The organism is Bacteroides stercorirosoris (assembly GCF_900142015.1).
Lineage (GTDB): Bacteria > Bacteroidota > Bacteroidia > Bacteroidales > Bacteroidaceae > Bacteroides > Bacteroides stercorirosoris.
Map to the genome: position 1 here is coordinate 23872 of NZ_FQZN01000027.1, position 15539 is coordinate 39410.

Annotated in this window: 5 protein-coding genes; all 5 read left to right on the top strand. The window is 42.0% G+C overall.

Translation table 11 applies throughout. From position 1 onward, the window contains the following. Positions 1–45: 45 nt before the first annotated feature. The 5 genes from BUC01_RS18420 (at position 46) to BUC01_RS18440 (ending at position 15515) form a co-directional block, all read left to right on the top strand. Positions 46–3252 (top strand): SusC/RagA family TonB-linked outer membrane protein, encoded by a 3207-nt coding sequence (locus tag BUC01_RS18420; RefSeq protein ID WP_025831764.1) that lies wholly within the window; start codon positions 46–48, stop codon positions 3250–3252. A gap of 12 nt (positions 3253–3264) precedes the next feature. Next, positions 3265–4788 (top strand): RagB/SusD family nutrient uptake outer membrane protein, encoded by a 1524-nt coding sequence (locus tag BUC01_RS18425; protein WP_025831760.1) that lies wholly within the window; start codon positions 3265–3267, stop codon positions 4786–4788. Positions 4789–4888: 100 nt separating this feature from the next. Next, entirely contained in the window at positions 4889–7261 is a 2373-nt protein-coding gene (locus BUC01_RS18430; RefSeq protein ID WP_073314467.1) for a hypothetical protein, read from the top strand. Between the two features lie 91 nt (positions 7262–7352). After that, a complete protein-coding gene (locus BUC01_RS18435) occupies positions 7353–11381 on the top strand; it encodes a two-component regulator propeller domain-containing protein (protein ID WP_244895764.1) in 4029 nt (1342 codons plus the stop codon). Positions 11382–11480: 99 nt separating this feature from the next. Then, on the top strand, positions 11481–15515 hold the full coding sequence (locus BUC01_RS18440; RefSeq protein ID WP_025831758.1) for a fibronectin type III domain-containing protein: 4035 nt from the start codon (positions 11481–11483) through the stop codon (positions 15513–15515). The last annotated feature ends 24 nt before the right edge of the window (positions 15516–15539 follow it).

Genomic DNA, 15539 nt, shown 5'->3' on the forward strand with positions numbered 1-15539 from the left:
TTTAAACATATTAAAGAAATTAATAGTATCTAAAAAATTTAATTTATGGAAAACAGAATCACACTCTCGAAATGTGTGGAAGGAAAGTCCCGATTTCTACTGACCTTATTCCTTCTATGCTTCTGTAGTTTTACTTGGGCACAAGTGAAAGTTACCGGTATTGTAACAGATCCATCCGGTGAAGCTATTATCGGTGCCAACGTTGTAGAAAAAGGTGCACCGGGAAACGGTACCATCAGTGACATCAATGGAAACTTTACACTGAATGTAAAAAGTAATAAGACAGTATTGACTGTCTCATTCATTGGTTACAAAGACAAAACTGTCCCTCTCAATGGAAGTACCAATCTGAAAGTTATATTAGAAGAAGATTCACAGGCATTGGATGAAGTGGTAGTGGTAGGTTACGGTTCAGTGAAAAAAAGTAATCTGACCACCTCCGTATCCAAAATGACATCCGATGCAATCGAAGGACGTCCGGTTACCAACCTGAGTGATGCCCTCTCCGGTCAGTTAGCCGGTGTACAGACACAGACCAGCAGTGGTATTCCGGGTGAAGAAATGCAAATTACCGTGCGCGGTGTCAGTTCTATTAATGGCTCTTCCAATCCCTTAATCGTAGTAGACGGAGTGATTACGGAGAACATGAGTAATGTGAACCCTTCCGACGTAGCTTCCATACAGGTCCTGAAAGATGCAGCAGCCACTTCTATTTATGGTGCACGCGGTTCTGCCGGTGTTATCCTGATTGAAACCAAACAAGCTCAAAAAGGTGCCCCTGTCGTTAAATGGGAATCATATTTAGGTTTCCAGAATGCTGTAGGTCTGCCCGAAATGATGTCTCCCAAAGAATGGATGGCATACAACCTCTATCTGAAAAATGCAATGTGGCTCCAAAAAGATGGAAACAATACGCTGGACACGCCTAACAAGAACCGTCCAAGCGGTGACCGGGTAAATCCTGACTGGTTACTGAATCCGAATTCTGATACAGCAGATTGGACTTTACGTTCCGATTTACCTCAAACAAACTGGATTGACGCCATCTTGCAGACCGCTTTCACTCACAGCCACCAGGTTTCTGTCTCCAGCAAAGGCGACAAATATTCTATTTACGCTTCTGCCGGATACATGAATCAGGAAGGTATCGTGAAACATACCGGATACGAACGTTTCAACTTCCGTATTAACGCCTCAATGAACATTAATAAGTATATCAAAGCCGGTGTGAACTTCGCTCCTACAATTTCTTCACAAGACAGAGGCGAATCAGAAGGTAAAGACAAAGTTATCATGACTGCCTTGACCATGATCCCCACAATCGGCATTAACGAAGGTACTCGTTCCTTAGGTTTCAGCAAATTCAGAAAAGATGATGTGAATCCATACGAACGCCTTAAACAAGTTACCGACAGCAGAAATATCAAAAACTTCGATGTAGCTTCCTGGGTTGAAGCCTACATTATCAAAGGGCTGACTTTCAAGTCTATGTTCAACTATAGTTCTGACAACCGCATAGACGAATATTTCCTCCCGCTCGATGTACAGAAAATGTCTGTAAAGAGTGCTACTGCCACAAGCAAAGTCATTTCAGGTAGTCGTACCGGTTGGCAAAATACATTAAGTTACGATTTTACTCTCTGGAAAAAGCACCAAATGAATGTCTTGCTGGGACAGAGTATAGAGAACCGCAGTATTTATACAGCCGACATGAAAGCGACCGACTTCCCGTTGGATAATGTTCCTACCTTGAACCAGGGTGCTACTCCGAGCCAGGCAAGCACCATGAAGAATATTGTTCGCACAGCTTCTTTATTCGGCCGTTTAAGCTATAATTATGATGACAAGTACTTAGTATCAGCATCTGTACGTCGTGACGGTTCTTCCCGTTTCGGACCGTCCAACCGCTGGGCTACCTTCCCGTCCGTATCTGCCGGTTGGAAAATAAACAGTGAAGAATTCATGAAAGATATTGAATTCATCTCTTTATTAAAGCTCCGCGCTTCCTGGGGTATGTCCGGAAATGACCGTATCGGTTACAGCGACTATGTTTCTACATTTACCACCGGCAACGTGGCTTATGGAAATACTTCTCAAATAGCTATTTATCCGACCAACTACGCTAATCTGGATCTGAAATGGGAAACAACCAAAGCATTTGACTTCGGTTTCGACCTTTCTTTATTCAGAAACCGCATACAGTTGAATGTCGATTATTACATCAACCGCACGGACGACCTGTTGTATAACTTACAATTACCCGCAGCTACCGGTTTCAACAGCATGCGCACCAATCTGGCATCTATTGAAAACCGTGGTTGGGAAATAGACCTGACTACAGTCAATATCAATGCTAAATCATTCAAATGGTCAAGTACGTTAAACCTTTCCGGAAACAAGAATAAAGTACTGGATTTAGGAGGTAACGACGAAATCATTACTGATGCATGGAATGCTCAGTTCATCACCAAAGTAGGAGGACCTATTTCTCAGTTCTACACTTATAGAACAGATGGTCTGCTGACCGAAGCCGATTTCGAAGTTGGGACTGACGGACGCTACAATCCTAACAAACCGTTGGTTCCGACCGTAAAAGGAAAGAAGCAAAGACCTGGTAATGTTAAATATGTGGATACTGACAATAGTGGTTCTATCGATAACGACGACAGAGTAGCTTACGGTTCTAACGACCCCGACATAATGTTTGGTTTCACTAACCGATTCACTTACAAAGACTTTGAATTAAGTATATTCCTTCGCGGACAGATAGGCGGTAATGTACTTTGGATTGGTGCCCGTAATCTGGACACCGGCGGTAAGTATGGAGCCAACAATACCTTGAAAAGATGGTTACACTGCTACAAAGAAGATTATCCTAATGGTAATCCGATTCCTACCGAACTGGGTATAGATATGTCATGGGATGGAAAAACACCAACTCCTTATGGCTTGGGTGACAACTCTGAACAGGATGGACAGTTGCACAGAACAGACCTGGAAATCTTCGATGCTACTTTCCTGCGTATCCAGAATATCAGTCTGGCTTACAATATGCCTAAAAAATGGTTGAATGCACTGGGAATCAAAGCAGCCAAGATTTACGGAACAGTAGAGAACCTGCACACCTTCACCGACTATATCGGTAATCCGGATACCAATAGCTACAGTACCAATCCGATGCTCAGAGGTGCAGATTACAATACATATCCGCTTTCAAGAAAATATATATTTGGAGTCAACGTAACCTTTTAATCAGTAACGATCATGAAAATTATAACAAAAATAGCAGCTGTTTGCTGCATGTGGGCACTCTCCTCCTGCGACAGCTATCTGGACGTCAACCAACCGTCCATATATACAGACCAGAGTTTATATAAGACCCCTGCTGATTGTGAGGCTTCCATCGCCGGAGTCTATTCACAGCTACAAACTATCTATAACCGTAATTATCTGGAAGCAATCGTATTAAGAGAAGATGCTATTAAGAATATGAATAATAACATCACCCGCTTTACAGACACCTCTACGGAAAAAACTTGGGAAACCGCATGGAAATCTCTTTGGGTATTGGTAGCTCGCAGCAATAAAGTGCTGGATAATATTGACCGGGTGATTTTCTCTGATGAGAGCCAGAAATCCCATATTAAAGGAGAAGCTTACGCCATGCGCGGATTAGCTTATCTACAGTTTGCCTGGTGTTGGGGAGGTTCTCCGCTGATAACCACTGATCTTTCATTGGCAGAGCTACGGAAAGTAAAACGTTCTTCACAAGAAGAGACTTACCAGCAAGCCATCAAGGATTTTGAACTGGCCTACGAAATGCTTCCTGAAAAAAGAAGCGGAACAGAAGTGGGACGTATTACTAAATATGCAATGGCCGGTATGCTGGGACGTACCTACCTGTATATGCATAACTATACCCAAGCCGCCGAATGGTTGAAGTTGATAGTGGAAAAAGAACCTTCTTTGTATAAGATGGCCGCCAATTATGAAGATTGTTTCGATGACAGTTTCGACAATACTTCAGAACGTGTATGGGAAGTGCAATATGTCGGCGGTTCTACCGGCAAGGCGTTAGGCATCAGTCAGACTTTCAATAGTATGTTGCTCGCATCCAGCATAAATCTTGAAAAGGACGCTCCTTTTCTTCACAACGTAACATTCAAGGGACCTTCAGGTACAGCACAAGTATCCGAATCAATCTGGGGAGAAGGCATTTATGAAGATGGAGACATCCGTAGAGCTGCTACCATGGTTAACAATCTTTATTACGATAAAGACTATCAGCATGAGGACACATATACGGCGCGTAAGTTCCTGAAAGCTACACAGACCAAACCCGGAGCTTATGATGAATGGGGAAATAACATTTCTATCCTCCGTTATACCGATGTTAAATTAATGTACGCCGAGGTACTGAATGAAATTAATTATTCAGCCAATATCACTACTATTCTGTCCATTATCAACGAAGTGCGTAAAAGAGCCGGACTGGAAGCTGTTGATGCAACCAAACTGAACAGCAAGCAGGCTACTTTCGATTATATTGTTCACGAACGTTTTATCGAATTCTGTTACGAGGGAGTTCGTTGGCCTGACCTGATTCGTTGGGGACTTGCAGAAGAGGCTATGGAAAAGCACTTCTCTCTCAAAAATGAAGGGTTTAACACAGCCACTCAGACTCCGATGTACACCATGGAAAAGCGTAACCTTCTGGCTCCGATTCCACAATCAGAAATCAACGCCTATGGAGACGAAAACATAATGTGGCAAAATGACGGATATTAAAATCCGGCAATGAAATAAGAGTGTATATATAGTGTTGGGCAAGCCGGAAAATCCGGTTTGCCCAATCTTATAATAAATCCAGTAAAAAAAGAGATTCATCATGGTAAAGAAACTGTCCGTCCATATCCTTTTTTGTTTTTGGGGAATTATTTCCGCATACGGTAAGCCGTTTTTTAAGATGGATAAAGATCCTTTGTCTATTGCCGTCGAAGCATTTGATAATCAAACCCATTCATATAGTAAAGAACGTATCCAAAAAGAAATTCAAAACCGTAATGTTCGTTGGACCACCCACCTGATGACCGCCGCAGGTACATTCTATGAAGCGACCGGACAAAAACGCTTCCTTGACATGGCCGAAGAAATTTTCCGATCCGCTATCACCGCTTGGGAAAAAGACGAACAATTGATGCGAGGACGGGATGACTTCTTTTCCACCCGCAATGTAGCCGCTACCTACAAACTGCTAAAAAAAGAAGGACGTCTGAAGGGTAATGAAACCAGAAAAACCGTCATTCGTTTCGCTGACCTGCACTTCGAACCTAACTTCATTACTGATCATAATCAAGGTCAGGAACGCGCCTTAGGTTTCACCAGAATGTATAATCTCTTTCCGGATGCTCCCAATGCTAAACTATGGAAAGCATATACGGATACAATGTGGAATTTCTGGTATAATAATAAAGATGTGGATGAAACAGCAACCTTATATTCAGCCATACATCTGAATGACATCATCACCATTGCACAAGAAAGCGGACGTACCAAATTGCTGCAAACTCCTGAAATTGAGAAATGGTTTTCACGTTACCTGCACCAACAGGCTCCCAGCGGCTACATGCCGGAGTATGGAGATGACTTCTTCTTCGCCTATTTTGAATGGATTGTTGTCTTTGAAAAGATGGCGCGTCTGACCGGTAATGCAACCTATCACGAAGCTGCTCGGAAACTATATAAAACAGGACTTCCTAACTTACCCGAAAAATATACGAAACGCGGTTGGTTCTTACGTGATGCCTGCGAATGGGCATCAATCGCCGAAATCGCTCTATTACCACCATTCACACCGACAACATCCACTCCGGACTGGGGAGCTATGGTCACTACACGTACCAACCGAAAAGGGCAAAATAGCATAGCGGACCAATTGTTACTAGCCGCTTCGCACACTCCGGGTACTCCTTTCGTGATGAGCGACCTCTATGCAGAAGGCTCACACAAACACCCCAACCTGCGCGGAACCATCAACTATTTCGAAACCAATTGTTGTCCGCACTTTCATGGAGTACAACGTCATGCCACAGATATGCGTCACGGCAACACAGTTCTCCTTATGAAAGAAGAGATAAATGGTTTTCCATTCGGCGAAGACTCTAACCGTTGGATGACTAACCGCTGGTTTACGGATTGGATTGATTTCAGCTCGTCCACACATATATCGGAACACAATCCTCAAATGCGAGGATTCCAAAGCATCACTTTTCGTTTTCAAAACGGCCAGCCAGGCGAAGTCATCTGTATCGACAATGTCCGTCTGCATGGCAAGGCAGGTGAAAAGATACTGCATGATTGTAATACACTGGATGCATGGGGAGATGATGTGGAGCTTGTAGATAATGAAAAAGGAGGAAAAATGATACGCATTACGTTGAAAGATAATGGAATTCATTTCTTCAACCTGAAAGTTGCAGCAGATTTTAATTTGGACGATTACCGATATATTGGCTGTGACTGGAAACACATGGCTCCCGACGGCAGAGATAAATCTTCTATAAGTTTCAAGATAAGAGCATACAACAAAGTAAGGAAACCGGTAGAAGACTATGTACACGAAGAAGTCGGCGTATTATTCAACCCCAATATTGTACGGACGGCAAAAGCTGAAAATAAAGACAAAGACTCATACGGTGCAATCATCCTGGATAATCATTGTGTTGATGGTTCGACTTTGCAACGCCGCATGGTGCTGACTGCTGAGGGTGTTCTCATAGTACAAGATCATCTAATCCCAGGTGAAGGAACCGACGGTTACATCGCAGGAAGTATCTGGCAACTGTATCAGATGGATGAACATGGTGAAAATTGGTTCAGTACCCACGGAGGAAAAAAGATATATAGAGATGCTTCAAATGCCGGACAGCCATGGAAAGACTCTTTGGGAAAAGATATAGAAGAAAGGCAACTACTGGTTTATTTCGAGAAACACCCCAAACGTAGTTATGGTTTTCAGAAACAGGAATATACCATACAGCCTACAACCGTTTTCTCCAAGCAATATGTCACTCCGTTCGAACCGCTGACATTTGTTACCATTGTAATGCCTTACCATATAAAAAAGAAAGCTACAGACATTGCTAATTCACTATCGGTAAGAACCCGGAATGAATGCAGCACCATTGAAATTAAAAACAACAATAAAAAAATCACAGTTCAAATTGATACGAAAGGAAACTGGAATGTATTCCGTAAATAACAATATAAAAAGTGATTATATTATCATGATTTGCCTATTTTGCATTATCTTTAGAGGCCAAATTTATAAGTTGAATTTTATGTTTCCGAAGATGATGCAGAATATTGCAAAGCGCCTATTCTTATTGTTTATACTCTTATCAGGGTTTATTGCCGCATCGGCTCAAAACGTTACACTCAACAGTTATTCCGTAAAGGACGGACTGTCCAACAGTACCGTAAAAGCTATCTGTCAAGACGCTAAAGGATATATTTGGATTGGAACCAAAAACGGACTGAACCGTTTGGATGGCTATGAGATAAAAAACTACTATCATTTACCAAGCCGGGAAGTCAAACAGCCCAATGATATCGTGAGTATCACCCAATTATCAGACGGTCTTTTCTGGATCGGCACCTTTAGCGGAATTGTACTTTTCGATCCTATGCAGGAGAAATTTATTGATTTACAGGAACGATACGCAGGGAAAGAGTTCCCTTCATCCGTTGTCGTCGGTCTCCATGAAGATCCTAAAAAGAACATCTGGGTAGCCACCAAACAAGGATTGTATGTGTTTAAAAATGACGGCACCTGTTCATATGTAAAAGACCTGCGTGAAACCTATATCCACATGATGGCCGTAGCAGACCCATACGCCTTGTTACTGGATATTGTTAATCAAGGATTGGCACTCTATGATGTAAGAACCGAGCGCTATAAGATTCTACATAAAAATGAAAAACGTTTTTCTCTGATGAAAGGCTTCACGGACAGTAAAGGACGTATCTGGCTGGGAGAAGAATTAAAAAACTTTTACCGATATTTTCCAAAAGAGGAAGAGATAAGACCGGTCTCATATACGGTTCATCCGGATGTACCGATAGAGAGTAACTATATCCATGATATCACTGAATATAATGATTCTACATTACTTCTTGCAACCGATCGGGGATTGGTAGCTTATGACATAGCGCGTTCCGTCTTCTATACCGAAATTAACCAGCACTTATCTATAAACAACCGCATGATGACAGTTTATAAAGATAAGCAGGGGGCATTATGGATGGGGACATTCAGCCAGGGAGCCATCTATTACCATCCCCAATTGTTTACTTTCACCCATCATCCACTGACAGCCTCAACGAAACCAGCTACGGGAATCCAGGTAGTAGGTTCACTGGCCGAATCTCAGGGGAAATTATGGATTGGACATAGTAAAGGGCTGATATCAATGAATTTGACTCACTCCAACCAAATAGAAGAAGTAAATATTTCCGGAAATAATTCTCCAAAACATGATACGGATTTATATTATGTCTATCAGAATTCCAAAGATGAGCTGTACCTCTATTTTTTAAATATGGGAGTTTATTCACTGAACCTGAAAACCAGATCTATCGCCAAAGTCATTACTCCTATGACCGGTGAAGAGCAAATCCGTGCAATGGCAAGGGACGCAGAAAATCATCTGTGGATTGCAGAAGATGATTTATCGTATTGGGATGAAAAAACACAAAAGTTAGACCGGAATCTTTCGACCAATTATAACGCCGCCACCCGATATATGTTGACGCAAGATATTTTACGCCACGGAGACGACATGATAGTAGGGGTCCGCACAAATGGTTTATGGGTATTCAAATATCAACCGGAAAACCCGGAGCATTATTTCAAAGGCGAACGTACCGCATTTGAAGAACTAAATGATAAAAACATAAGTGTACTCTACGAAGACAATGCAGGAAATATATGGATCGGTACATACGACAACGGATTATACAAATGTAATCTTGAAAAACAAAAGATACACCACTATAACAAGGATAATGGACTGGTACATAACTCTATCTGTGCAATATTAGAGGAACGTACAAGTAAAGATATATGGGTATCCGCCATCAATGGTCTATCACAAATCAAGCCTGATGGAACCATAGTCAATTTCACTCGTGGAAACGGTTTTCCATTGAATGAAGTTTCACACAAATCGTTAGTACAAGCCAGTAACGGACACATCTATATAGGTGGAAACAACGGGCTGGCGGAGTTAGACCCAGCGCGCCTTTCACATAAACAGGTGACAGCCCCATTGGTACAAATATCATTGGTGGAGTCATTAAATTCAAAAAATGCACCCGGACATATTGAAATCAACAACTTTAATAATGACAATAAAATAGATCTCCCTTATGATAATTCATCAATCCGGATCAAATATTCAGCACTTGACTTTATCTCTCCCAAAGGTTACAAATATGCCTATCAATTAAAAGGAATGGACAAAGAGTGGCATTATATCGAAAATAATGAAGTAATCTACTCCAACCTGCCAGCCGGCAAATATGTTTTCAGTATCAAGGCATGCAATAACGAAGGAATCTGGAGTACGGTGGAAACAACAATTATAATTTCAGTTCATCCCGCATTCTGGGCTACCTGGTGGGCTAAAACCATATATATCTTATTTATCATTATCTTTTTAATGGTATTAGCCCGTTACTTCTACGAAAAGAAAACAGCCAAGTATAAACAAAAGATTGAGCAGATAGAAAAAGAGAATATCGAGAAAAACTACCAGATGAGAATTGAATTATTCACCAATTTCTCTCACGAATTACGCACCCCGCTTACATTGATAACCGGACCGGTAGATGATATCATCAATGATGAGCAACTCCCTTCCAGTCTCAAATACCCAATGAAACAGATACAAAAAAATGCGAATCGTCTGTTGTTGCTGGTAAATCAGCTTATGGATTTCCGTAAGTTAGAACATGGAGCCATGCAATTGAAACTCAGCAATCTGAATGTAGCGATATTCATCTCCGAACAGATTGACAGTTTCTCTGAGTTACTGAACAAGCATGAACTGACCATTTCATATTCTAACAATTACTACGGAAACGATTTGTGGGTGGATGTAGACTTAATGAGTAAAGTTATGTTCAATCTACTTTCGAATGCCATCAAGCACTCTCCTAAAGGAGGAAAGATCCAATTGACATCCAACGTCGAAGAATATTGTGTCATATTCTCAGTAAAAGATTGTGGAGAAGGCATCTCCCCTGAAAACCAATCGAAAGTTTTTGACCCTTTCTTCCAAATAGGAAACGGAAACAAAAATGAAATGTTTGGTAGCGGTATCGGGCTAAACCTTGTACGGTATGTAGTTAAATTGCATTCTGGTAAAATCTGGCTGGAAAGTACCCCCGGACAGGGAACCACTTTCTTTATACGCCTACCACTAGGAAAAGACCACTATAATAGTTCCAATGTAATATACACTGACCAAGCCATCACCCACACACTGAAAGTAGAAAAAAACAGTGTGCTATCTGTCGATCCGGAATATCATCAGGAAATGCCCGAAGAATCCGACAATCGTTTAAGAATCCTGGTAGTGGAAGATGATGAAGACATGCGCCAATACATTGTCTCTAAATTATCAAAACTCTATAGTGTACAGGAAGCCCCCGACGGTAAGAAAGCCATAGAAATTGCAAAAGAGCAGATGCCCGATTTGATAGTCAGCGATATCATGATGCCTGTAATGGATGGACTGGAACTCTGCCGCACCGTAAAAAATGATATGACTTTAGCACATATTCCGGTGGTTCTACTAACAGCCAAAAGTCTGGAAGAACATATAAAAGACGGATATCAGGCACTGGCCGATGATTATATATTAAAGCCATTTAATGCACAGATACTATTGGCTAAGATAGAAAGCCTCATCAAAAACAGAGAGAAATTAAGAAACATATTCTGTCAAAAACTGGGCACGACAGAAGTACCGGTAAGAGAAATCACAGTGGAAGATCCATTCATGAAAAAACTGGTAGAATTAATTACAGAAAATGCCCAAGACCCGGATTTATCAATGGAAGTACTATATAATAAACTGGGAATGAGCCGTACACAGTTTTTCCGGAAAATTAAAGCAATCTCTGACTTGTCACCCAATAAACTAATACTAAATATCCGGATGAAAATGGCCGTAGAAAAATTACAGGCCGGTGGAATGACTATTGCAGAAGTCGCTTATGAAGTAGGCTTCTCCGATCCGGCTTACTTCAGTAAAGTTTTTAAATCCGTATTTAATCAAACCCCTACAGAATACATCAAGAATATTGGCAAATAACCGATTGTAGGTCTAAAATACAAGCCTTTGACACTATTTTCATAGCCTGTCAAAGGCTTTTCGCCTAAGTTTGCAAAAAAATCAGGCAAGTTTATGACCATGAGAAACCACATTATTGCATTATTGCTGATACTGTTTTCCGCAAAAGCGAACTATGCACAACAGCCAGTTGTGTCCCAAGAGAACCCGATGCAAATCTCTCGAAGAGATTGCATCAACTTATCTATATATGATTGGCCGCGTACACTCCTTAGCTATCCGGTTTGTTTTTCCGGAACCATACAATCTGAATCTGAATTAGACCTTTTTGATAATAAACAAGGTAAATCCATCCCGTTCCAGTTATCAGACAAAGTCATTGACAATGGAAAACTAAAATCCGCTGTTATAAATTTCTTCGCAGAACTGCCAAGCGGAGGAGAATTTAACTATACACTATATGTACGCAAGGGGAATGCTCCCCGACTAAGTTCACCTGTTACCCTCCGGAAAGGAGTAACAGCCTGGCAAATCAGCGACGGAAGTTTTGGAGTAGAAATACCTGCCGGAGGTATTTATCAGAACAAGATTATCCCCGCCCCCATTATTTCCATACTCAATAATCAGCAAAAAATAGGTGATAATAAACTCCACGCCGGACACCATAACGTCAAAGAAGTAAAAACCTCCGTTTTAGAATCCGGAGACTTATTTGTAGAATGTGGAATACTCTACCTATTGGACAATAATTCTTCTTATTATGCCAAAATAAAAATCATACAAGGTTATCCTTTTGTCATTCTGGATGAACAAATGGAAAATATCTCAAAGCAAGACGAGATATTCGTTGATATGGAATGGAGTAACTTCCACCCTACCCGCCGTTACGGTAACTGGGACAGACAAAAGGAAGTATCAGTAGATGGAGGTTTACCTATTGATAAACCAATATATACCAACTGGAGCCAGGAGGACCCGCACTGGACAGGGATGGGCTGGATAGAAAAGCCTGCCGAACAAATGTTATACCGTCTCTTACCTTTCGGAGGAAATTCCACCCGCGAACAAATACCTGCAATTTCGTTTTGGGAAACTCAGAATGCAGCCAGAGAATTAGGAGTGTTTGTATATGACCATAACCGTTGGGACGACCAACAATATGGAATCTGGCAACCGACTCCCGATTTATCCGTATATTTCCGCTATGACAATCAGAAATTACACTTCAAATACCCCCTTCATAGTGGCAGCCGGTCTACAGCCATAACCCTCTATACTATCGAAGAGAAGCAGGGGCTGGTTGACAAATTCAATAAATGTATTGACAAAATAGCCATGAAAGGTGGTGCAGACCATTCCAACGAGATGGGGTTCCGCTATGCAATGCTGTTGCACCGCCAATATGCGCTATTAAATTTAAATAGGGTGAAAGATTGGATTCTGGAGTATCCGGTAAATGCCAAGCATCCGGATACTCCCTTTACTGGGAAAGCAGGATCACCGACTGCTGAAAAATTCTATCAGCAGATAACAACTTCTCCAATGGCCTACTATATGACCGGGTTAAACGGATTTCCAGGCATTCACTCCATATCCCACCGTCCGCTTTTTGGTAGCTGGGTGGAAGATTATCTGGCACTTTACAAGCAACTGACAGAAGAGCAGAGAAAGACAGTAGACGGTCTGTTGCTAATATCTGCTTATGTCAACACTTTAGAAGCAATGAATACCATCCGCACGTCATTGGCCGGAACCGCTAACATGGCAGCAGACGGTTGGGCGGTACCGGGCCAAATGGCTTTTCTCTATCCCGAACACCCCATGGCTAAAGAATGGGCCGATTTTTTTGAAAAAACACTTGAAATATACGGTCTCTTTTATACCCGTCCTGACGTGAAGGCCTTTGAATCCAACGGCGGTCGCTGGGTGGAAAGCATGGGTATCTATAACTGGGCCTTTTTAAGACCGACTTCCGCCACCCATATCGCCCTGCAAAAATCAGACAGTAAAAATCGTTTTGCCGGAAAATATATGGTACAACGGGGACATTGGATGCTGGACATGATGACCGCTCCGGTTCTATACGAAGACAAAAATGGAAAAAGCCTGGAAAGATGTTATCCGCCACACGGCGCTCATGGAGGAGGAAGAATCGTTCCGCGATATTGTTCAGTTTATCAGTTAGCGGACTGGATGCAGTATTATGACCCGTTGCTTGCAGAAAATTTATATTGGACCGGCCCGATGGGTCCCGGTGTGGAAACAAAAGAAACTCATACCAACTGGAGTAGCGTCCACAAAAAACAATACCCAACCATAAACAAGGGAACTAACCCACATCTGAAAAGTACCAAATACACAGGGCATGGTATTGTCCTGCGTGCAGGAGTGGATACGGACGAAGAACTATCCATCCACTTAAATCAAGTGGATAAAGGTCCCAACTACCGTTGGGGGCACCAAGGACAAGGAAACTCCGGCGGACTCTACTTTTATGCAAAAGGTAAAATCTATACAGGACATGAAAATGAAGTGGTAGGCGACCATGTACAAAACAATCTGGACGGCATCACCAATTTCGGAGTCATGAAAAACGGAGCATTCTGCAATATCGGAATGAACGAACTTGTAGCTCCACTTTATGATTTAGGAATTGCCCAATTAGCCGAACTTCGTTCAGCCCAGGGAGAAGACAGTTTTTCCTGGCCGGAATACTTGTCACGTAGTATAATGCTGATAGGTACAGATTATTTTTTGCTCTACGACCAGACCGGAACCAATTGGAGAGCAGCCGCCCGTTTCTCCTGGTTTGTTCAGAAACAAGATGAATTCCCACAAATCGTTTTCTTCGGTAAAAAAGCACGCCCGGATCATTGGACTAAGGGAGAAACAAACAACTCCAAAGGTTTCTATCGCGATGCGGACGGCTCATTATTAACTTTGGTTTCACATAAAAAAGGCGCGATTGACGTCCTGTATGGCAAAATGGTCAATCCCTCTTTACTGAACAATACGAGTATTTATGAATTCGTGCCCGCAGAAAAAGGTGCAAGGACCGATATATTGCATATCAAAGCTCCACATAGTACGGATATTATTTTCCGCAACGGAACAGAGATAAACTATCAGACAGACAAGGAATCATTCACCGGCGAAGCTGGAATCATCCGCAGAATGAATGACGGTACTCTTCAACTTGCCTTGATGAAAGGTACAGTTCTTTCCGCCGATGGTCTCTCTATCGAATTATCGAAGACCGGTACGGCTATCGCTATGACCCGTACCGGCATCAATACTTGTAAAGGATGCTACAAAAGTGATGGAAAAGCCAGCCTGACATTAAAGGGAGTATCCGATGGTAAATTATACATTGATGGCATCGCACAGCAAGGAACTGCCAACATCCTTTTACCCGAGGGAGAACATTCTATAGAATACGCACGCGAAGCAACCCCTATGCCTACCCGGATTATTGATACCGAATATTCCCCAAACGGCACACTTGTCTATCTGGATATACCGACATCAGCCCGGAAGGTAAAAATAGAAATATCCCGGGATAATGCCCAAACCTGGGAAGAAGCAGGCATTACAGCCCAATCAACATATAAGTTAGCACCGCAACCGGTCGGAAAGATACATATACGGGCAATATCTGTCAACAAAAAGCATACTGCCGACTTTGCCCAGGAGTATCCAGTCTACACCACAGACCAGGCACCACACTACCCGGAAGGTTTACACCTGAATCTGGATAGTGGAAAAGTAACCCTGTCATGGGGAAATGTCTTAGGTACAAAAAAATATCGTATTTACCGGAGAAAAGCCGGAGAAAAAGACTTCACACTCATATTTGAAGGTAAGGCTAACCAATATACCGATACAAAAGTCCCCGGAGTGATCAAAGCCTGCAAATTACCCGGCAAACTGGACAATCCAAATCTTGCCGGTGATTCATTCACTGTTTACGAATATACCGTTACAGCCGTCAATGGATACGGTGAAAGCGTAAAAGCTCCGATTGCCGACACTCATCCGGCATCCTGGGCCAATTGGTATCCGGCTACAGAACTGAAATACAAACGTACCTCTGCATTCTGGATGGAACCTTACGTTTCCTCAGCTATGACACCTGAGAAATATTATCCGAACTAACAATATAAAAAAATACAAGAAAAT

Bases quoted from the DNA above. Each gene is read 5' to 3' on its own strand.
- BUC01_RS18420 (WP_025831764.1), top strand. From the start codon at position 46: ATGGAAAACAGAATCACACTCTCGAAATGTGTGGAAGGAAAGTCCCGA.
- BUC01_RS18435 (WP_244895764.1), top strand. From the start codon at position 7,353: ATGATGCAGAATATTGCAAAGCGCCTATTCTTATTGTTTATACTCTTA.
- BUC01_RS18440 (WP_025831758.1), top strand. From the start codon at position 11,481: ATGAGAAACCACATTATTGCATTATTGCTGATACTGTTTTCCGCAAAA.
- BUC01_RS18430 (WP_073314467.1), top strand. From the start codon at position 4,889: ATGGTAAAGAAACTGTCCGTCCATATCCTTTTTTGTTTTTGGGGAATT.
- BUC01_RS18425 (WP_025831760.1), top strand. From the start codon at position 3,265: ATGAAAATTATAACAAAAATAGCAGCTGTTTGCTGCATGTGGGCACTC.